The organism is Sphingomonas sp. CROZ-RG-20F-R02-07, from assembly GCF_022662335.1.
GTDB lineage: Bacteria > Pseudomonadota > Alphaproteobacteria > Sphingomonadales > Sphingomonadaceae > Sphingomonas.
Map to the genome: position 1 here is coordinate 464,618 of NZ_JAKNQJ010000001.1, position 18,719 is coordinate 483,336.

At 66.4% G+C, this 18,719-nt stretch carries 22 protein-coding genes; 9 read left to right on the forward strand and 13 right to left on the reverse strand.

The genetic code is table 11. From position 1 onward, the window contains the following. Positions 1-27: 27 nt before the first annotated feature. The 5 genes from carA (at position 28) to L8H00_RS02365 (ending at position 6,497) form a co-directional block, all read left to right on the forward strand. Positions 28-1,314 carry a glutamine-hydrolyzing carbamoyl-phosphate synthase small subunit gene (gene carA, locus L8H00_RS02345; RefSeq protein WP_242095609.1) on the forward strand — a complete coding sequence of 429 codons (1,287 nt, stop codon included), beginning with the start codon at positions 28-30 and terminating at the stop codon, positions 1,312-1,314. After that, positions 1,311-1,976 (forward strand): hypothetical protein, encoded by a 666-nt coding sequence (locus L8H00_RS02350; RefSeq protein WP_242095610.1) that lies wholly within the window; start codon positions 1,311-1,313, stop codon positions 1,974-1,976. Before carA ends, L8H00_RS02350 begins: the two co-directional genes overlap by 4 nt. After that, positions 1,976-5,308, forward strand: a complete 3,333-nt coding sequence (carB, locus tag L8H00_RS02355; RefSeq protein ID WP_242095611.1) for a carbamoyl-phosphate synthase large subunit — start codon at positions 1,976-1,978, stop codon at positions 5,306-5,308. Before L8H00_RS02350 ends, carB begins: the two co-directional genes overlap by 1 nt. Before the next feature lie 74 nt (positions 5,309-5,382). Then, on the forward strand, positions 5,383-5,859 hold the full coding sequence (gene greA / locus L8H00_RS02360; protein WP_242095612.1) for a transcription elongation factor GreA: 477 nt from the start codon (positions 5,383-5,385) through the stop codon (positions 5,857-5,859). 2 nt (positions 5,860-5,861) lie between these two features. Beyond that, entirely contained in the window at positions 5,862-6,497 is a 636-nt protein-coding gene (locus L8H00_RS02365) for a rhomboid family intramembrane serine protease (RefSeq protein WP_242095613.1), read from the forward strand. A 171-nt stretch (positions 6,498-6,668) separates the two neighbouring features. Here L8H00_RS02365 and L8H00_RS02370 read toward each other — a convergent pair whose 3' ends face one another. From L8H00_RS02370 to L8H00_RS02390, 5 genes are all read right to left on the reverse strand, one after another. Continuing rightward, positions 6,669-6,896, reverse strand: coding sequence for a DUF4170 domain-containing protein (locus tag L8H00_RS02370; protein ID WP_242095614.1), 228 nt, complete (start codon positions 6,894-6,896; stop codon positions 6,669-6,671). Positions 6,897-6,965: 69 nt separating this feature from the next. Then, entirely contained in the window at positions 6,966-7,394 is a 429-nt protein-coding gene (locus tag L8H00_RS02375) for a hypothetical protein (protein WP_242095615.1), read from the reverse strand. Positions 7,395-7,455: 61 nt separating this feature from the next. Beyond that, complete coding sequence (locus L8H00_RS02380) at positions 7,456-7,734, reverse strand: DUF3618 domain-containing protein (RefSeq protein ID WP_242095616.1); 279 nt, start codon at positions 7,732-7,734, stop codon at positions 7,456-7,458. Then, the gene (locus L8H00_RS02385; protein WP_242095617.1) at positions 7,731-8,075 is read right to left on the reverse strand and encodes a phage holin family protein; all 345 of its coding nucleotides are present in this window, start codon (positions 8,073-8,075) and stop codon (positions 7,731-7,733) included. The genes L8H00_RS02380 and L8H00_RS02385 overlap by 4 nt, the downstream gene beginning before the upstream one ends. Positions 8,076-8,079: 4 nt before the next feature. Continuing rightward, positions 8,080-8,607 (reverse strand): hypothetical protein, encoded by a 528-nt coding sequence (locus tag L8H00_RS02390; RefSeq protein WP_242095618.1) that lies wholly within the window; start codon positions 8,605-8,607, stop codon positions 8,080-8,082. Between the two features lie 143 nt (positions 8,608-8,750). Between L8H00_RS02390 and eno the strand changes: the two genes are divergently transcribed. Next, complete coding sequence (gene eno, locus L8H00_RS02395; protein WP_242095619.1) at positions 8,751-10,031, forward strand: phosphopyruvate hydratase; 1,281 nt, start codon at positions 8,751-8,753, stop codon at positions 10,029-10,031. Positions 10,032-10,116: 85 nt separating this feature from the next. After that, positions 10,117-10,374 (forward strand): septum formation initiator family protein, encoded by a 258-nt coding sequence (locus tag L8H00_RS02400; RefSeq protein ID WP_242095917.1) that lies wholly within the window; start codon positions 10,117-10,119, stop codon positions 10,372-10,374. Positions 10,375-10,553: 179 nt separating this feature from the next. Here L8H00_RS02400 and L8H00_RS02405 read toward each other — a convergent pair whose 3' ends face one another. The 4 genes from L8H00_RS02405 to L8H00_RS02420 all read right to left on the reverse strand — a co-directional run bounded on the left by L8H00_RS02405 (position 10,554) and on the right by L8H00_RS02420 (position 14,138). Next, positions 10,554-11,381, reverse strand: a complete 828-nt coding sequence (locus tag L8H00_RS02405) for an alpha/beta hydrolase (protein WP_242095620.1) — start codon at positions 11,379-11,381, stop codon at positions 10,554-10,556. Between the two features lie 192 nt (positions 11,382-11,573). Continuing rightward, on the reverse strand, positions 11,574-11,921 hold the full coding sequence (locus L8H00_RS02410; RefSeq protein ID WP_242095621.1) for a hypothetical protein: 348 nt from the start codon (positions 11,919-11,921) through the stop codon (positions 11,574-11,576). A gap of 437 nt (positions 11,922-12,358) precedes the next feature. Next, the gene (locus L8H00_RS02415) at positions 12,359-12,625 is read right to left on the reverse strand and encodes a hypothetical protein (RefSeq protein ID WP_242095622.1); all 267 of its coding nucleotides are present in this window, start codon (positions 12,623-12,625) and stop codon (positions 12,359-12,361) included. Positions 12,626-12,737: 112 nt separating this feature from the next. Then, entirely contained in the window at positions 12,738-14,138 is a 1,401-nt protein-coding gene (locus tag L8H00_RS02420; RefSeq protein ID WP_242095623.1) for a M20/M25/M40 family metallo-hydrolase, read from the reverse strand. 126 nt (positions 14,139-14,264) lie between these two features. Here L8H00_RS02420 and ettA point away from each other — a divergent pair, with 126 nt between their 5' ends. Both ettA and L8H00_RS02430 read left to right on the forward strand, forming a co-directional pair. Continuing rightward, a complete protein-coding gene (ettA, locus tag L8H00_RS02425) occupies positions 14,265-15,944 on the forward strand; it encodes an energy-dependent translational throttle protein EttA (RefSeq protein ID WP_242095624.1) in 1,680 nt (559 codons plus the stop codon). Between the two features lie 29 nt (positions 15,945-15,973). After that, on the forward strand, positions 15,974-16,363 hold the full coding sequence (locus L8H00_RS02430) for a ribose-phosphate pyrophosphokinase (RefSeq protein WP_242095918.1): 390 nt from the start codon (positions 15,974-15,976) through the stop codon (positions 16,361-16,363). A 4-nt stretch (positions 16,364-16,367) separates the two neighbouring features. Here L8H00_RS02430 and L8H00_RS02435 read toward each other — a convergent pair whose 3' ends face one another. The 4 genes from L8H00_RS02435 to L8H00_RS02450 form a co-directional block, all read right to left on the reverse strand. Continuing rightward, on the reverse strand, positions 16,368-17,069 hold the full coding sequence (locus L8H00_RS02435) for a Uma2 family endonuclease (protein ID WP_242095625.1): 702 nt from the start codon (positions 17,067-17,069) through the stop codon (positions 16,368-16,370). 49 nt (positions 17,070-17,118) lie between these two features. Further along, positions 17,119-17,871, reverse strand: coding sequence for an NYN domain-containing protein (locus L8H00_RS02440; RefSeq protein WP_242095626.1), 753 nt, complete (start codon positions 17,869-17,871; stop codon positions 17,119-17,121). Between the two features lie 63 nt (positions 17,872-17,934). After that, positions 17,935-18,180 carry a hypothetical protein gene (locus L8H00_RS02445; protein ID WP_242095627.1) on the reverse strand — a complete coding sequence of 82 codons (246 nt, stop codon included), beginning with the start codon at positions 18,178-18,180 and terminating at the stop codon, positions 17,935-17,937. A 51-nt stretch (positions 18,181-18,231) separates the two neighbouring features. After that, entirely contained in the window at positions 18,232-18,717 is a 486-nt protein-coding gene (locus L8H00_RS02450; protein ID WP_242095628.1) for a GreA/GreB family elongation factor, read from the reverse strand. Between the last annotated feature and the right edge of the window lie 2 nt (positions 18,718-18,719).

Below are 18,719 nucleotides of genomic sequence, written 5' to 3' on the forward strand. Positions count from 1 at the left end.
GACAGCCAAGAGAGTGCCCGCCTGACCATGGCCGACGCCACGCCGACACCCGTGCCCGCCACGCCCCAGCCCGAGGGCGCGACCGGCGTTCTCGTCCTCGCGAGCGGCGAGGTGGTGTGGGGGCGCGGCTTCGGCGCGGAAGGGCAGGCGGTGGGCGAAGTGTGCTTCCACACCGCGATGACGGGCTATCAGGAGATCATGACCGATCCGTCGTTCGCCGGGCAGGTCATCACCTTCACCTTCCCGCATATCGGCAATGTCGGCGCGAACCCCGACGATGTGGAGGCCGACGCCCCCCACGCGCTCGGCATGATCGTGCGCGAGGACGTGACCGCGCCCTCGTCGTTCCGCGCGGTCGAGCGGCTGGACGGCTGGATGAAGCGCCATGCGCGGATCGGCCTGTCGGGCATCGACACGCGCGCGCTCACCCGGCGCATCCGTGGGCACGGCGCGCCCAATGGCGTGATCGCGCATTCGGCGACGGGGTCGTTCGACATCCCCTTCCTGCTGAACATGGCGCAGGCCTGGCCGGGGCTGGAGGGCATGGACCTCGCCAGGGAGGTGTCGACCGAGACGCATTATGGCTGGGACGGCGGCGTCTGGCGGCTGGGCTTCGGCTATGGGGCGGATGGTGTCTCGACTTCGCACGACACGAACGGAATTCAGGATGACGCGCGCCCGGCGGCCGAACAGGAAGGGCATGCATCCCGTCCGCCGTTTGTTTCGATCGAAGTCGAGAAACCTTCTCGCGCCAAACCCCATGTCGTCGCGATCGACTATGGCTCCAAGCGCAACATCTTCCGCAACCTGGCGCTTGCCGGCGCGCGCGTGACGGTGGTGCCCGCGACCGCGAGCTTCGATCAGGTCATGGCGTTCGCGCCCGACGGCATCTTCCTGTCGAACGGCCCCGGAGATCCCGCCGCGACCGGCGAATATGCCGTCCCCGTGATCCGCCAGTTGCTGGAGACGGGCAAGCCGCTGTTCGGCATCTGCCTCGGCCACCAGTTGCTGGGGCTGGCGGTGGGCGCGACCACCACCAAGATGTTCCAGGGGCACCGCGGCGCCAACCATCCGGTCAAGCGCCTGTCCGACGGCGCGGTCGAGATCACCAGCATGAACCACGGCTTCGCGGTGGAGCGGGACTCGCTGCCGGCGAATGTGCGCGAGACGCATGTGTCGCTGTTCGACGGGAGCAATGCGGGGCTGGAACTGACGGATCGGCCGGCGTTCAGCGTGCAGTATCACCCGGAGGCGAGCCCAGGGCCGCAGGATAGTCTATATCTGTTCGAGCGGTTCGTGGGATCGTTGCGGTGATTGAGGCGCAACTTGAAGACGCTATTCTGGCCTATCTTTCTCGCGACGATCCCGGCGCGGGTACCTTCGAGTCTCTTACAACAATCTATGAAAAACTGCCTGAAGCGCAACGTCTTGCCAGTGATTTAGACGAAAGTGACCGCGGCATCGATGACAAAGAGCAAGTGCGCGCCGCTGTTGATCAACTTGTCATAGATGGGATGGTGGAATCGCGTTTGGGAGAACGGGACTACGAAAATTCATATCGCATTACTGATCAAGGAGCATACGAGGCCGCTTTTCCCGGCGGTACGTTGGTAACGCATTCGGACGGAACAACCTTTTCCGACAACTCGAGCTATCGGATTAGTCCTGCGTCAGATCGGCAGGAACCGATGTCGTTTGATAGCGCAGCTTGGACCGGGCTTTCTCGTACCATCGTCGACGCAAAAAATGCTCGGGCAATTAGTAATCTGATCGACAAGGCGTTAGATATTCTTCCGAGCACGGGAGCGGCCAATTCTGAAATTATGCAAGCCGCCGCATATCTGAAGGCGGCGCGGGAGTTGGCATTGGCTCCCCAGCCACCTTCAGAGTTGATTTGGCAATTGATAAGCAAGGCTGCTGATGTTCTTGGCTTATTTGGTTTGTTCTACGCTATCTTTGTACAGGCAGCTCACTAATGCCCAAACGCACCGACATCTCCTCCATCCTCGTCATCGGCGCCGGGCCGATCGTCATCGGTCAGGCGTGCGAGTTCGACTATTCGGGCACGCAGGCGATCAAGGCGTTGAAGGAGGAGGGCTATCGCATCGTCCTCGTCAACTCCAACCCCGCCACGATCATGACCGATCCCGAGCTGGCCGACGCGACCTATGTCGAGCCGATCACGCCCGAGGTCGTCGCCGCGATCATCGCGAAGGAGCGGCCGGACGCGGTGCTGCCGACGATGGGCGGGCAGACCGCGCTCAACACCGCGCTCGCGCTGTTCCGCGATGGCACGCTGGAAAAATACGGCGTCCAGATGATCGGCGCCGATGCCGATGCGATCGACATGGCGGAGGATCGCCTGAAGTTCCGCGACGCGATGGACCGGATCGGGCTCGAAAGTGCGCGCTCGGCAATCGCGCACACCGTCGAGGAGGCGCTCGCGGGGCTCGAGGTCACGGGGCTGCCCTCGATCATCCGCCCGAGCTTCACCATGGGCGGGTCGGGTGGCGGCATCGCGTACAACCGCGAGGAGTTCGTCGAGATCGTCCGGCGAGGGCTCGATCTGTCGCCCACCACCGAGGTGCTGATCGAGGAATCGCTGCTCGGCTGGAAGGAATATGAGATGGAGGTGGTCCGCGACCGTGCGGACAACGCCATCATCATCTGCTCGATCGAGAATATCGATCCGATGGGCGTTCACACCGGCGATTCGATCACCGTCGCGCCGGCGCTGACGCTGACCGACAAGGAATATCAGATCATGCGCAACGCATCGATCGCGGTCTTGCGCGAAATCGGTGTGGAGACGGGCGGCTCGAACGTCCAGTTCGCGGTGAACCCGCAGGACGGGCGGCTGGTCGTCATCGAGATGAACCCGCGCGTCTCGCGCTCCTCGGCGCTGGCGTCCAAGGCGACGGGCTTCCCGATCGCCAAGGTCGCCGCCAAGCTGGCGGTCGGCTACACGCTCGACGAGATCGAGAACGACATCACCGGTGCCACGCCCGCCAGCTTCGAGCCGACGATCGACTATGTCGTCACCAAGATCCCGCGCTTCGCGTTCGAGAAGTTCAAGGGCGCTGAGCCCAATCTGGGCACCGCGATGAAGTCGGTCGGCGAGGTGATGGCGATCGGCCGCAACATCCACGAATCGCTGCAAAAGGCGTTGCGCGGGCTGGAGACGGGGCTGTCGGGCTTCAACCAGGTCGATGCGCTCGTCGGCGCGCCGCGCGCGGAGATCGAGGCGGCGCTCGCGCGCGCCACGCCCGATCGGCTGCTGGTGGCGGCGCAGGCGCTGCGCGAGGGCTTCACCGTCGCCGAGATCAACCGTATCGCGAAATACGATCCCTGGTTTCTCGAACGCATCGCCGAGATCGTCGAGGCCGAGGCGGTGGTGTGCCGTGAGGGCCTGCCGATCGAAGCCGCCGGCTTGCGGCGTCTCAAGTCGATGGGGTTCAGCGACAAGCGGCTCGCCTATCTCGCGCTCAAATCGGCCAATCTGCGCGGCAACGCCCGCGGGATCGCGCGTGGGTCCGGGCTGATCCACGACGCGGTGGTCGCGATGACCGGCGGCGTGACCGAGGCCGAGGTGCGCGCGCTGCGCCACCGGCTGGGCGTGCGCCCCGTCTTCAAGCGGATCGACACCTGCGCCGCCGAGTTCGACGCGAAGACGCCCTATATGTATTCGACCTACGAGGCGCCGAGCTTCGGCGAGCCCGAGAATGAGAGCATGCCGACCGACCGCAAGAAGGTCGTGATCCTGGGCGGCGGCCCGAACCGGATCGGGCAGGGCATCGAGTTCGATTATTGCTGCTGCCACGCCTGTTTCGCGCTCGCGGACGCGGGCTACGAGACGATCATGGTCAACTGCAACCCGGAGACGGTGAGCACCGATTACGACACGTCCGACCGGCTCTATTTCGAACCGCTGACCGCCGAGGACGTGCTGGAGATCCTGCATGTCGAGCAGCAGGCGGGAACGCTGGCGGGCGTGATCGTCCAGTTCGGCGGCCAGACACCGCTCAACCTGGCGCGCGCGCTCGAGGCTGCGGGGATCCCGATCCTCGGCACCAGCCCGGATGCGATCGATCTGGCGGAGGATCGCGAGCGGTTCGCGGCCTTGGTCAACAAGCTGGGCCTTCGCCAGCCTGCGAACGGCCTCGCGCGCAGCCGCGACGAGGCGATCGCCGCGGCCGAGCGCATCGGCTATCCGGTGCTGATGCGCCCGAGCTATGTGCTGGGCGGCCGGGCGATGGAGATCGTCGACGGCCCGGCGCAGCTCGATGATTACATCGCTACCGCGGTGCAGGTGTCGGGCGATTCGCCCGTGCTGATCGACCAGTATCTGCGCGACGCGACCGAGGTGGACGTGGATGCGATCGGCGACGGCACCGATGTGGTGGTCGCCGGCATCCTCCAGCATATCGAGGAGGCGGGCGTCCATTCGGGCGACAGCGCCTGTTCGATCCCGCCCTATTCGCTGTCGGCGGAGATCGTCGCCGAGATCGAGCGGCAGACGGTGGCGCTGGCGCATGCGCTGTCGGTGGTCGGGCTGATGAACATCCAGTTCGCGGTGAAGGACGGGCTGGTCTATCTGATCGAGGTGAACCCGCGGGCCAGCCGCACGGTGCCCTTCGTCGCCAAGGCGATCGGCGCGCCCGTCGCCAAGATCGCCGCGCGGGTGATGGCGGGCGAGAAGCTCGCCGATCTGCCCGCGATCGACCGGCACATCGATTATTTCGCGGTGAAGGAGGCGGTGTTCCCCTTCGCCAAATTCCCCGGCGTCGATCCGGTTCTCTCACCCGAGATGAAGTCCACCGGCGAAGTGATGGGAATCGCGGACGATTTCACCACCGCCTTCGCCAAGGCACAGCTCGGCGCGGGCACCGTGCTGCCGACCGAGGGCGCCGTCTTCATCAGCGTGAAGGATGGCGACAAGCGCGGCATCGTCGGCGCGGCGGAGCAGTTGATCGGCGCCGGCTTCCGGATCGTCGCCACCGGCGGCACCGCGGATCACCTTGCGCGCGCGGGGCTGGCGGTCGAGCGGATCAACAAGGTGGCGCAAGGCCGACCGCACATCGTCGACCGGATCAAGGACGGCGGCATCGCGCTGATCGTCAACACCACCGAGGGCTGGCAGAGCCTGAAGGACTCGCAACCGATTCGCGCCGCGGCGCTGTCGGGGCGCATTCCCTATTTCACCACCGCCTCCGCCAGCATCGAGGCGGCGCGCGCGATCGTGGAGTCCGGAACGCGCAGCCTTGAAGTCAGGCCGCTGCAATCCTATCATTCCCATTCGCACAAGTGATCCCGAAAAGCTGAATGCAGGGTGCGGGCGGGGCCGGATGGCTTCGCGCGGGGATGAAAGAATGGGGACGACCGATGGCGACCGTCGAAAAGATGCCGATGCTCCAGGAGGGCTACGAGAAGCTGAATGCCGATCTGAAACGGCTGAAGGCGGAACGCCCGACGATCGTCGACGCGATCGAGGAAGCGCGCGCGCATGGCGATCTATCGGAAAACGCCGAATATCATGCCGCCAAGGAGCGTCAGGGCCAGATCGAGGCATCGATCTCCGACATCGAGGACAAGCTGAGCCGCGCCCAGATCATCGATCCGCGCGACCTGTCGGGCGATAAGGTGGTGTTCGGCGCCACGGTCACGTTGCTTGACGACGACGACAAGCCGGTTCGCTATCAGATCGTCGGCCAGACGGAGGCCGATGCGCGCACGGGCCGCATCTCGTACAATTCGCCGCTCGGCCGCGCGCTGATCGGGCGCCGGGTGGACGACGATGTCGAGGTGACGGTGCCGTCGGGCGATCGTTATTATCAGGTCGCCAAGATCGAATTCATCTGACCATGATGGCCGGCGCGCGCGCGACGGCGATCATCGCGATCGGCACGGCGATCGTCTCGGCGCTGATCCTTCTAACCGGGCGGTTGCCCTATGCCGCGGTCGAGGCCGGGTTCATCCCCGTGCGCGCGTCGGGCATGGTCGCGCACGCCTTTCTCGTGCCGTTGCTGCTGACGCCGCTGACGGCCACGCTCGTGCATGGTGGCATCGCGCATCTCGGCTTCAACCTCGTGATGCTGGTCTATTGCGGGCAGCAGGCCGAGCGCGCGACGGGGGCCACGGGGCTCGCGATCCTCTATGTCGTCGGCGCCTATGCGGCAGCCGCGGCGCAATATGCGTTCGATCCGTCGTCGCTGTCGCCGATGATCGGCGCAAGCGGGGCGATCTCGGCGGTCGTGGCAGCCTATGCGCTGCTGTACGGCGAGCGCCGCGCGCAGGCGATCGGGCCGATCCCGGGCGGCGTGGTTCATGTCGCGTGGCTTGCGGCGGCGTGGATCGGAATTCAGTTGCTCATCGGCTATGCAGGCTTCGGCGAAGGCGCCGGCACCGGGCCGATTGCGATCGGCGCGCATATCGGCGGATTCGTCGCCGGACTGGCGCTGGCCCGGCCGCTGCTGCTCTGGCGCTACCGCCACGCCTGAGCGGGCGAGCCGGGCTAGACTAGGATGGCTTTCCGGCTCCGTTCGCCCCGAGCGTGTCGAAGGGCCTGGACCGACGGCTGGGGTACGCCTGCGGAGAGGGAGCCTCGCCAAGCTCAGCACGAACGGACCTCGTTATCCGATCAAGCGGACGGTCGCCGGTCCAAAGCGCGATTATGCCGCGCCGTCGAGCACGTCGGGCTGGAGCAGCCGGTGCAGGTGGACGAGCACATACTTCATCTCGGCATCGTCCACCGTGCGCTGTGCGGCACCGCGCCACGCCTTTTCGGCGCTGGCGTAATCGGGGAACACCCCCACCACGTCGATCGACTTCAGATCGTTGAAGTCGAGCGTCTGCGGATCGCTGACGCGGCCGCCGAAGACGAGGTGGAGCTTGCTCATGATGCGGGGTTCCCGGACGCGGATGACGCCGGATCGCGTAGCGCGAGACGCGGCGCGATTGAACCCCCCTTAAGCGGCGGGCTTCTGCGTCGCGGCCTTCACCGCGGCGGCCCCGGCGCTCGACAGCGCCTTGGTCACGCCGTCGAACAGCCCGCGCACCTGATCGCGCGCCGCATCCTTGCTGATGCCCGCTTCGGCCAGTTCGTTCTGGCCCGCCTCGCGGGCGGCCTGCGCCGCAGCCTTGGCGGTCGCGCCGATCCTCGCGCCCATCGGTGCGAGCAGTTCCTTCTCCCGGTCCGAGCGCGGCAGCAGCGCGCCGGCGAGCACGCCGACCGCCAGCCCGCCGACCAGGATGCCGATCGGATTGGCGTCGAGCCCGGCGGCGGTGCGCCGCGCGGTCTCGCCGGCGCGGTCGATCACGTCGGTCGCCACATCGCGGGCCTGGCTATAGCCTTCGCGAAGGCGGCTCTGGGTGTCGTCATGCGGCTTGTCGGTCATGGGATCATCCTTGGCGATTCGGGGGTGTATGGGCAGGCAACGCTAGGATGCGCCTGCGGTTTCATGCTTTGCGCCGGAACAGCCCGGCGATCCGGTGGCGCCCGAGGAACAGCCCGGCGACCGCGACTGCGCCCGCCAGCGCGCCCGGGTTCCGCTGCGCGACCTCGATCCCGCGTTGGGCCGCGACTCCGCCCGCATCGCCCACTTCGCGCATCGTTTCCCGCGCGAGGCGACGGGGCTCGAGCCGCGCCTGAACCGCTTCGAGCGTGGCGTTGAACTTGGCCCGGGTGGCGGCTGCCTCGGCTTCCGCCGCGATGAGGCGGGGGGAGGGGAGCGTCATGCCGCGTCTCCCACCGGCGCCGGCGGCGCGAGCCGCGCCTTGCCGATCATCGCCAGCACACCGGCGATCAACAGCACGCCGAACACCACGGCCAGGGTCGCGAAGCCCGGCCCGATCAGCGTCGCCAGCGACAGGATCGCCCCCACCAGCAGCGCGATCAGCGCCGCCAGCGCCAGCACGCCCGCCACCGCGAAGAAGATCATCGCCGTCTTGTAGGCGGCGATCCGATCGGTCAGCCGGATCTTGCGCAGGTTCAATTCCGCGCTGGCAGCGGCCTTCGCATCCTCGATCAGCCGCGACAGCAGATCGGGTACGCTGTCCTTGTGACCGGCGAACGTCATGCGATCAGGACTTGACGGCATCGGCACCGGCTTCGATGCCCGACTGGATCAGCCGGGCGGCGACGAAACCCACCGCGGCAGCAACGCCCACCGCGACCGCCGGGCTCTGGCGGACATAGCCGCGGGCATCGTCGAACAGCGCGTCCACATCCTTGCCCTTCACCTGCTCGGAATAGCCCGACACGGTGTCGGCCGCGGTGCGGGCATATTGGCCATATTGCTCGCCGAGCTTCTCGTCGACCGTGGTCGCCGCGTCGGTCAGCATCTGTACGAGCTGATCCAGCGCGCCGCTCACCTTGCCCTTGCCGTCCTCGGCGAACAGCCGGACCTTGTCATAGGCCTGCTGCTGCAGCTTGCCCGCGCCATCGGTCAGCGTCTGCCGGGCGCCCGCCGTCTTGTCGCCCAGCGTTCCGCCTTCGGCCGAAAAGGCAGCGCCCGCGTCCTTCAGCGGTGCGGCGGGCTCGAAATCGGTGTTCGCGGGCGGCGGGGTGGCGTCCCCATCCTGCATCGGCTTCAGCGAGTCGTCGGCCATGGGAAATCCCTTTTTCCAGTTATGATCGTTCCAACCCCGATCCGCGATGGGTGTTCCACGGCCGGCGCATTGCCTCGCCTTTGGCCGCGCGATAGAGCCGGCCGCGATCCACGCGACCCGCGTCAGCCTAGGAGCATCGTTTCGTGACCGCAATCATCGACATCCACGCGCGCCAGATCCTCGACAGCCGCGGCAATCCCACGGTGGAGGTGGACGTGCTGCTGGACGATGGCAGCTTCGGCCGCGCCGCCGTGCCGTCGGGCGCCTCGACCGGCGCGCATGAGGCGGTCGAGCGCCGCGATGGCGACAAGAGCCGCTGGGGCGGCAAGGGCGTGGACGATGCGGTCGCCGCGGTGAATGGCGAGATCGCGGAGGCGGTGCTGGGCCTCGACGCCGAGGACCAGGCCGATCTCGACGCCGCGATGATCGAGCTGGACGGCACCGAGAACAAGGGCCGGCTGGGCGCGAACGCGATTCTGGGCGTGAGCCTGGCCGCGGCGAAGGCCGGCGCCGAGGCGCGCGGGCTGCCGCTCTATCGCTATGTCGGCGGCGTGGCGGCGCATGTGCTGCCGGTGCCGATGATGAACATCATCAATGGCGGCGAACATGCCGACAACCCGATCGACTTCCAGGAATTCATGATCGTGCCCGTCGGCGCATCGTCGATCCTGGAGGCGGTGCGCTGCGGCTCTGAGATCTTCCACACGCTGAAAAAGGGCCTGGCGGACAAGGGCCTGTCGACCAGCGTCGGCGACGAGGGCGGCTTTGCCCCCAATATCGGCAGCACCACCGAGGCGCTCGACTTCATCACCGCCAGCATCGAGAAGGCCGGCTACACCCCCGGCGACGACGTGATGCTTGCGCTCGATTGCGCGGCGACCGAATTCTACAAGGATGGCCGCTACGACATCTCGGGCGAGGGCCGGATCCTCGAAAGCGGCGCGATGGCCGAATATCTCGCCGACCTGACCCGCCGCTATCCGATCTTCTCCATCGAGGACGGGATGGCGGAAGACGATTGGGAGGGCTGGAAGGCGCTCACCGATCTGGTCGGCAAAACCGTCCAGCTCGTCGGCGACGATCTGTTCGTCACCAATCCCAAGCGGCTGAAGCGCGGCATCACCGAAGGCATCGCGAATTCGCTGCTGGTGAAGGTCAATCAGATCGGTACGTTGAGCGAAACGCTGGAGGCGGTGTCGATGGCGCAGCGCGCGGGCTATACCGCGGTGATGTCGCACCGTTCGGGTGAGACCGAGGACGCGACGATCGCCGATCTGGCGGTGGCGACCAATTGCGGACAGATCAAGACGGGCAGCCTCGCGCGGTCCGACCGGCTCGCCAAATACAACCAGCTCATCCGCATCGAGGAAGAATTGGGCGATGCCGCCCGATATGCGGGACGAAGCGTGCTGATCGGCGCTTGATTGACGGCAGATTAAGCATGATGATGGAGGGGTGAAGACCGCAACGCCCCTCCAGCGCACGCTGCGCCGCGCCGCCCTGCCCGCCATGGGGCTCACGCTGATGGCGTTCTTCGGCGCCTATGCGGTGCTCGGGCCCAATGGGGCGCTCGCGTATGGCGACTACAAGCGCCAGCTTGCGCGGCGCGAGCGTGATTATCAGGTACTCGACCAGCAGCGCGAGGTTCTGAAGAACCGTGTCGCGCTGCTCGATCCGGATCACGCCAATCCGGACATGGTCGACGAGATGGTGCGCAAGGAACTGAACGTCGCGCACCCCGACGAGGTGATCGTTCCGCTGAAATAGGCCCGAGCGGTCTGTTATCTGCGGGGCGGCGGGGGCCGGACCCGACGATCTTTACCTATTCCCCGTTCGCCCTGAGCTTGTCGAAGCGCCTGTATCGGACACGACGGCGCGGCCATCGCAAGCGTGCTTCGACAAGCTCGGCACGAACGGATTTGCGGGATCGGACTTGCGTCTTCCCGCTATCGCCCGAGGAACGTCAGCAGATCGCGCGTCAGGCGATCGCTTTCGGTGACGTTCAGGCCATGCGGCGCGCCCTCATATTCCACCAACTGGCTGCCCGCGATGCCCTTGGCGGCGGCGCGGCCCGATGCGTCGATCGGCACCGTCTTGTCGCCCGTGCCGTGGACGATCAGCGTGGGCACGCGGAACGACGCCAGATCCGGGCGGAAGTCGGTGTGGCCGAACGCCTCGGCACAGGCGAGGGTGGGCTTCAGGCCGGCCATCATCGCCAGCGCGGTCGAATGATCGATCTGCTCCTGGCTGACCGGGCTGGAGATCATGCCCACGCCGTAGAATTGCGGCACGAACGTATCGTGGAAGAACTTCGCCCGGTCCGTACGGATGCCGTCGGCGATCTGATCGAAGGTCGATTGCGGCGTGCCGTGCGGATTGTCGTCGGTCTGGAGCATATAGGGCACCACCGACGCGATCAGCGCGGCGGCGATCACGCCCTTGCCGCCATGGCGGCTCATGTAGCGCGCCACTTCGCCGCCGCCCATCGAGAAGCCGACGATCGTCGCGTCCTGCTCGGCGCCCGTCGCCGCCATGACGTCGGCGAGATCGTCCGACAGCGTGTCGTAATCATAGCCGTTCCAGGGCTGGCCCGACCGGCCGAAGCCGCGGCGATCATAGGCGATCGCGCGAAACCCGGCGTCCGCCAGCGCCATCGCCTGCGGATCCCAGCTATCGGCGTTGAGCGGCCAGCCATGGAGGAGGATCACGGGGCGGCCGCTTCCCCAATCCTTGACGTAGAGATCGGTCCCGTCGCGGGTTTTCACATAAGGCATGGGGATTGGCTCCGGTGGGAGGTTGCGCAGCGAGAACGTCGCCGCGGCCATCCCTGTTCCGTTGCCCTCGGCTCCGCTGGTCGCCGAATGGCGCTCTCGCGCTCAGGCAGCTATCCGACGGCATGGCGCAATGAGCCGGACGCCGGGGTGCGCGCCTCTGGGCGGGGATTGCCGACGCTACCGAGTCTGACGTCAACAGGGCGGTTTGCCGAGCCGGGAACCGACCAGCCTTTTGGGGGCGAGTTCCTTCCAGCATTGCTCCATCAGCGCGTTCAGCCGGTGCGGTTCGGCCAGGAGAATGCGAACGAGAACGAGGGGGTGTGGCCGGTAATGGTCTTCGAGAAAATAGGCGGCCGGTTCCGTATCCAGCATAACGTCGCGCGTCATCGCATCGACTTTCAGCACCATCACGCCATCGTCGCGAAAGCGGGCGATCATCGTCTTGCCGATCTTGAATATCGGGCTGCCATACGCCGTGCTCTCGACTATCCCGGGGAACGTCAACAAGGTCTGCCGAACCCGTTCCGACGTATCGGTCATCTCTTCACCGCCCGCATGATGAGGCCGCCGTTCACGCCATCCACGTCGTGATGGTGCCGGCCATCTGGTCGGGCGTCAACGGACGGTTCGATCAGTCCGCCGCCCGATGGCTGTGACCGCACTGGGACGTGATCTCGTTCTGGAGTTTGATGACAATATTTCGATCCGTCAGCCCTGAGCTTGCCGAGGGGTCTGTACCATACGCCCATGCTCGACGGCGGAGCAGGTGCTTCGACAAGCTCAGCACGAACGGACGGAGAGGCTGGAGTAACCCAACGTCATCCCGTTCTCGTTCAGCTCACGCCCGTGCGCGAACCACGTGGCCAAAGTCTCGCCAAGCAACGCCACCGCGCCGCTCCGACGACGCAAAAAGGGCGCCCCCGCAGGGACGCCCTTCCGGCAGAACATACGCTTCGGATGCGAACACCCGATAGCGATTAGTTCATGTTCTTGGCTTCGGCCTTGCCTTCGTCGCGGACGTTGTCGGCAGCGGCGTTCATGTTGTCGGCAGCGTTCGACATCACGGCAGCGGTGGTCGCGTTGGCGGTGTTACCGGCCACGGCGTCCATGTTGTCCGCCTGCATTTCCATGTTGTCCGCCAGCATGTCGGCGTTGTTCTCGACGGCGACGGCCTCGGGCGACTTGTGGCAAGCAGCCACGGTCATCAGGCCGGCGGCAGCGAGAACAAAGGCGATCTTCTTCATTCGGATGCTCCCAAGCATAGCAAATCATCGCGGCCGACCCGATTGCCGTCGCGAGCCCGTTTCATAGCCGCAGTTCCGCGCCCGTCAAACCGAAATTCATCTGCTGGAAAGGTTAGTGTCCGGATTTGGGCACGACGGTGCCCAGCTCCTCGGGGGCATTGGCGACGACCGCCAGCATTGTGGCCCAAGCCGCCACATTCTGGCGGATTTGGTCGGGGTCGATGCGGTCGAGCGTGTCTTCGGGCGTGTGGTGCCAATCGAAATAGCGCAGGCCCGATTGGTTGAGGTCTATCGCGGGGACGCCGCGGGCGAGCGTCGGCTCCACATCGGTGCCGTCGCCCGCCGTCTCGCTGCCGCGCACCACGCCCAGCGGCGCGAGCAGCACCGCGAGCCGGTCGGCCACCGCGCCGGCACCGGCAGGCAGGTTGGTGTTGAAGCGCCACACCCGGTCCGCGCCGAAATCGGATTCGGCGGCCAGTGCATGGCGCTCGTCCGCATGCGCCTTGGCATAAGCGAGCCCGCCATAGCCGCCGGTTTCCTCGTCGCCGAACCACACCACGCGGATGGTGCGGCGGGGGCGGCCGGCCTCCATCACCAGCCGGGCCGCCGCGGCGGTGATTGCGATGCCGGACGCGTCGTCGATCGCGCCGGTGCCGAGATCCCAGCTGTCGAGATGGCCACCGATCAGCACGACGCCCGCGCCGGGATCGCGGCCTGGCACTTCGGCGATCACGTTGCCTGATTCGCGCGAACCCACCGGATGATCGTCGAGCACGAGGTGGACGATGACGGGTTTGCCCAGCTTCACCATGCGTTCGAGATTTTCCGCATCCGCCACCGACAGCGCCGCAGCGGGGATCGGCGCCACGCCCGCGGCGAAGTTGGTGACGCCGGCATGCGGTCCGCGACCGTGATCGGTGCCGATCGAGCGGATCAGGATCGCCGCCGCCCCCTTCGTTGCCGCGACGCTCGGCCCCACGAACCGCGCCGAGCCTTGGCTGCCATAGCTCGATCCGTCCTGCGTCGGCTGCATCGCGTTCGAGACGAAGGCGATCTTGCCGGCCAGGCTGCCCGCCGGTGCGAGCTGGAGATCGTTGAAGCTGGCGAAATAGACGATCGGCAGCGTCAGCCCGCCCGGCGGCGTGGCGCCCGAATTGCCCAGGCCGACGAGCCGCAGCGCCTGCGGATAGGGCGCGACCACCGATGCGCTCTCGGTGCCGCGAATCCAGACGGGCAACTGGAACGGTTCGACATGCACGTTGCGAAAGCCGAGCGCCTTCAGCCTGGCCACCGCCCATGTTCGCGCGCGGCCTTCGGCTTCGGTGCCGTCCATCCGCGGGCCGACCTCGGTCGTGATCCCCTCGACGATGCCATAGGCGGTGTCGTCGCCCAGCGCCTTGTCGCGCAGCGCCGCGGCGCGCGCGTCGACGGGGGTGGCGGCGGGGGCGGTCCGCTGCGCGAGCGAGGGCGCCGCGAACAGGGACGTGGCGAGCAGGAGGGAGGCGAGGCGCATGGACGATCCTTGATAGGGAAGCGATCCAGCCATGTTTCACCATCGCGCGCGGTTTGCCAACCGCCCGTACGCCCCTTACATGACGCGTATATCCTTCCCCTTTCAACGCGGAGCGCAGCGACCGTCATGGCCGTCCAGTATACCTACGTCATGAAGGGTCTGACCAAGACCTTCCCCGGCGCCAACAAGCCCGTCCTCAACAACATCCACCTGCAGTTCATTCCGTCGGCCAAGATCGCGATCATCGGGCCCAACGGCTCGGGCAAATCGACGCTGATGAAGATCATGGCGGGGATGGATCCCGATTTCGTCGGCGAGGCCTGGGCGGCCGAGGGCATTCGCGTGGGCTATCTCGCGCAGGAGCCGATCCTCGATCCGACGAAGGACGTGATGGGCAATGTGAAGGACGGCGTGCGCCCCGTCGCCGATCTGGTCGACCGGTTCAACGCGATCTCGGCCGAGATGGGCGATCCCCAGGACGACACCGATTTCGACGCGCTGATGGAGGAGATGGGCGATCTCCAGGCCAAGATCGACGCGGTCGACGGCTGGGCGCTCGACAGCCAGCTCGAACAGGCGATGGAAGCGCTGCGCTGCCCGCCGGGCGATGCCGATGTGACGACGCTGTCGGGTGGCGAGAAGCGCCGCGTGGCGCTGTGCAAGCTGCTGCTCGAAAAGCCCGATATCCTGCTGCTCGACGAACCGACCAACCATCTCGATGCCGAGAGCGTCGCGTGGCTCGAGAACTACCTGAAGGAATATGCCGGCAACGTCATCCTGGTGACGCACGATCGCTACTTCCTCGACAATGTCGTCAACTGGGTGCTCGAGCTCGATCGCGGCCGCTATTACACCTATGAGAGCAACTATTCGGGCTATCTCGAGAAGAAGGCCAAGCGGCTGGAGCAGGAGGAGCGCGAGGAGCAGGGCAAGCAGCGCGCGATCGCCGACGAGCTGGCCTGGATGCGCCAGACGCCCAAGGCCCGCCAGACCAAGAGCAAGGCGCGCATCCGCGCGTTCGACGAGCTGATGGAGAAGCAGGAGAATCGCGTCGCCGGCAAGGCCGCGATCCTGATCCAGCTGCCCGCGCGCCTGGGCGGCAAGGTGATCGAGGCCAAGGGCCTGACCAAGAGCTATGGCGACAAATTGCTGTTCGACGGGCTCGACTTCACGCTGCCGCCGGGCGGCATCGTCGGTGTGATCGGGCCCAACGGCGCGGGCAAGTCGACGCTGTTCAAGCTCATCACCGGGCAGGAACAGCCCGACGAGGGCACGATCGAGGTCGGATCGACCGTCAAGCTCGGCTATGTCGACCAGAGCCGCGACGATCTCGATCCCAACAAGAATGTCTGGCAGGAAATCTCCGACGAGCTGGAGGTCTTCCGCTTCGGCAAGCAGGAGATGGGCACGCGCGCCTATGTCGGCGCGTTCAACTTCCGCGGGCCCGACCAGCAGAAGAAGGTCGGCCAGCTCTCGGGCGGCGAGCGCAACCGCGTCCATATGGCCAAGATGCTGAAGGAGGGCGGCAACGTCCTGCTGCTCGACGAGCCGACCAACGATCTCGACGTCGAGACGCTGCGCGCGCTCGAAGAGGCGCTCGAGACGTTCGCGGGCTGCGCGGTGGTCATCAGCCACGATCGCTTCTTCCTCGATCGCCTCGCCACGCACATCCTCGCCTTCGAGGGCGACAGCCATGTCGAATGGTTCGAGGGCAATTACGAGAGCTATGAGGAAGACAAGCGCCGCCGGATGGGCGACGCGGCCGACCGGCCGACCCGGCTGGCGTACAAGAAGCTGACCCGGTGACTCGCACGTCCTCCGGCCATGGCGGCACGCTGTCGCAATGGCTGGAGGATTCGGGGATCGTACCCACCGAGGTGCAGGATCTCGGCGACGTGGTGCGGGTGAAGGCGCTGCTCGTCGAAGCCGCACGCGAGCGGCGGGCGCTGAGCTATTCCGAACTGCTGGGGTTGCTCGGCCACCGCTTCACCCGCCCGCGGATGCGCGCGGTGTGCCGCACGCTCGACGCGATCGACGAGGCGGGGCGCGCCGCGGGTGAACCGGAACTCGCGGTGCTGGTGGTGCGCGAGGGCGACGGGCTGCCCGGGCAGGGCTGGTGGATCGGGCGCGATGGGCCGACGAGCGACAACGCGGATGCGCGTGGCTATGTCCATCGGGTTCAGGGGGCGGCGTTCGATTATTGGGCGGCTCGAACCGGCGCCTAGACGATCAAAGGTCCGCAGTATCGATCGTGATCGCCCCAATCGTGGCGAGGTCGATCCGATCGCCGAAAGCAATTTGGCGCCGTTCGTCAAATGCCGAGCCCTGCGGCATCCACATCTGGTGAATGATCCGCGCATTCACGTCGGCGACCCAATATTCCGGGATGCCACCGCCAGAATAGAGGCGGACCTTTTCGTCGAGATCGAACCGCGCGGTATGGACCGACACCTCGACCAGCAACGCCACCGAATCCGCCGGGATCGGTCCATCGCCTCTTGGCTCTCGCGTGACGATGATGTCCGGCTGAGGCTCGCTGACCGTGTCGATCGCGACCGATTGTTCGGTGGCGACGCGTAACGACGTGCCTCCATTTTCGAGAGCGCGCCGCAACCGGTAGGCAAGTTCGTCCTTGATATAACCGTGCCGGCGATATTGCGGGCTCATCGGATAGACCAGACCATCGATAAGCTCCGTCTTTCCGTGTCCATCAAGCATGCCGAGCCGGTCGAGAAACGCATAGTCCTGACGACGCAACTTGATAGGAACCGAGGCATCGGACTCCGGCTCGTTCTCGTCCTGCATCGGCACGCCGGATATCTCGCCGTCGAGCAACTCGCATTTCGAAAAGCCCGCAAATGCGCCTGCCTGTTTCAGCGCCCAGAATGCATCGGCCCGCAAACGAAGCGGCTCACGATGATCGAAGGGCACATGAACGTTCATCGCGCTACGATAGCATCCTCACCTGCGCCGACCAACATCACCGCAGCCGCTTGACGAACACGCGGCCGCCCTCGCGGCGTTCGGTCTGGAAATTGGGAACGGTCTCGATCAGGTCGCTGAGGCGGTTAAACCCGTAGTTGCGCGCGTCGAAGCTCGAGCGGTTGCCCGCGAGCTGGCCCATCTCGGTCAGGCTGACATAGCCGCGCTCGTCGCGCTTCACCGCGTTGTACGCGTCGATCAGCAGTTTCAGCAGTTCGGGCCCGATCTCCTTGCCGCCGCGCGCGCGTGCCGGGGCAGGGGCCGGTCGGTCGCCGCCGATCGCCGGGGGCAGCGGCATCGCGGCAGGCGTCTCGTCCAGCGCGCCCACGTCGATGAAGCGCGTGCAGGCCTGGCGGAAGCCCTCGGGCGTGCGGCTCGTGCCGAAGCCATAGACGGGCACGCCGTCCTGGCGGATCCGGGTGGCGAGCGGCATGAAATCGCTGTCCGACGACATGATGCCGAAGCCGTCGATCCGCCCGCGGAACAGCAGGTCCATCGCGTCGATCGTCATCTTCATGTCGGTCGCGTTCTTGCCCTTGGTCAGGTCGAACTGCTGCTGCGGCTCGATTCCGTGGCGGATCGACATGTCGCGCCATGCCTTCAGCGCGGGCTTGGACCAATTGCCATAGACGCGCCGGACGTTGACGGTGCCGAGTTCGGCCAGCACCGTGAGCACCGGATCGAGCGTGGCGGCGGAGGCATTGTCGGCGTCGATCAACAGGGCGACGTTGCGGGCGGTGGTGTCGGTCATGCCGCCACCCTCACCCGCGGCGATGGCCGCGTCAATCGCCCATGGCCGTCGGGCTTCGCGGCATCAGGCGTCGCCGCGACGATCGCGCTCATAGGCGTCGCCATGCGCGATATCGTCCTGCTTTTCGGGGCGCGTCATGCCGTCGGGATCGGCGACCGCGCGCTTCAGGTCGGCGGCGGAGCCGATGTCGGTCTGCAGATCGCCGCCGGCGCTTTCGGCAACCGCGCCCGGCTCTGCATCGGCGACGGCGGCGTCGATCAGCGCGTGATCGTCATGGTCGCGGGCGGCGGTGGTGCGGGGATTTTCCATGGATGCTCTCCTCTTGGACAAGGAGAACCGGTCAGGCTGCGCCGCGTTCCCTCACGCATCCGGGTAACGGATGGACATCACTTCATATTCGCGTTCGCCCATGGGCAAGGCGACGCGGCGCAGATCGGCAATGCCGGCGCCGCGCAGCGCGCGGGCGAAGGGCGAGTTCCAGCCGATCCGCCCGGCGCTTGCATCGGTCTCGTCGTCGCCGACCAGGGTCAGCACCCGCTCCGCATCGTCCTCGTCCGCCACGGTCACCGTGGCCCCGAACCAGATCCGCGTCCGGTCGGCCTGTGCCGCGGGATCGACCACCTTCGCCGCCTTCATCCGCCTGGACAGCCAGCCGAGCCGCCGGTCGATCTCGCGCAGCCGCTTGCGGCCATAGATATAATCGCCGTTCTCGGAACGGTCGCCATTGCCCGCCGCCCAGGCGATCGTCTCGACCAGCGCGGGGCGCTCCGTGCCGAAGAGCAGATCATATTCGGCGCGCAAGGCGGCATAGCCTGCCGGGCTGATATAGTTCGGCCAGTCGATCATGG

Coding starts and splice junctions, on each gene's coding strand:
- carA (WP_242095609.1), top strand. CDS start 28: ATGGCCGACGCCACGCCGACACCCGTGCCCGCCACGCCCCAGCCCGAG.
- carB (WP_242095611.1), top strand. CDS start 1,976: ATGCCCAAACGCACCGACATCTCCTCCATCCTCGTCATCGGCGCCGGG.
- greA (WP_242095612.1), top strand. CDS start 5,383: ATGGCGACCGTCGAAAAGATGCCGATGCTCCAGGAGGGCTACGAGAAG.
- L8H00_RS02365 (WP_242095613.1), top strand. CDS start 5,862: ATGATGGCCGGCGCGCGCGCGACGGCGATCATCGCGATCGGCACGGCG.
- L8H00_RS02370 (WP_242095614.1), bottom strand. CDS start 6,896: ATGAGCAAGCTCCACCTCGTCTTCGGCGGCCGCGTCAGCGATCCGCAG.
- L8H00_RS02375 (WP_242095615.1), bottom strand. CDS start 7,394: ATGACCGACAAGCCGCATGACGACACCCAGAGCCGCCTTCGCGAAGGC.
- L8H00_RS02380 (WP_242095616.1), bottom strand. CDS start 7,734: ATGACGCTCCCCTCCCCCCGCCTCATCGCGGCGGAAGCCGAGGCAGCC.
- L8H00_RS02385 (WP_242095617.1), bottom strand. CDS start 8,075: ATGACGTTCGCCGGTCACAAGGACAGCGTACCCGATCTGCTGTCGCGG.
- L8H00_RS02390 (WP_242095618.1), bottom strand. CDS start 8,607: ATGGCCGACGACTCGCTGAAGCCGATGCAGGATGGGGACGCCACCCCG.
- L8H00_RS02400 (WP_242095917.1), top strand. CDS start 10,117: ATGGGGCTCACGCTGATGGCGTTCTTCGGCGCCTATGCGGTGCTCGGG.
- L8H00_RS02405 (WP_242095620.1), bottom strand. CDS start 11,381: ATGCCTTATGTGAAAACCCGCGACGGGACCGATCTCTACGTCAAGGAT.
- L8H00_RS02410 (WP_242095621.1), bottom strand. CDS start 11,921: ATGACCGATACGTCGGAACGGGTTCGGCAGACCTTGTTGACGTTCCCC.
- L8H00_RS02415 (WP_242095622.1), bottom strand. CDS start 12,625: ATGAAGAAGATCGCCTTTGTTCTCGCTGCCGCCGGCCTGATGACCGTG.
- L8H00_RS02420 (WP_242095623.1), bottom strand. CDS start 14,138: ATGCGCCTCGCCTCCCTCCTGCTCGCCACGTCCCTGTTCGCGGCGCCC.
- ettA (WP_242095624.1), top strand. CDS start 14,265: ATGGCCGTCCAGTATACCTACGTCATGAAGGGTCTGACCAAGACCTTC.
- L8H00_RS02440 (WP_242095626.1), bottom strand. CDS start 17,871: ATGACCGACACCACCGCCCGCAACGTCGCCCTGTTGATCGACGCCGAC.
- L8H00_RS02445 (WP_242095627.1), bottom strand. CDS start 18,180: ATGGAAAATCCCCGCACCACCGCCGCCCGCGACCATGACGATCACGCG.
- L8H00_RS02450 (WP_242095628.1), bottom strand. CDS start 18,717: ATGATCGACTGGCCGAACTATATCAGCCCGGCAGGCTATGCCGCCTTG.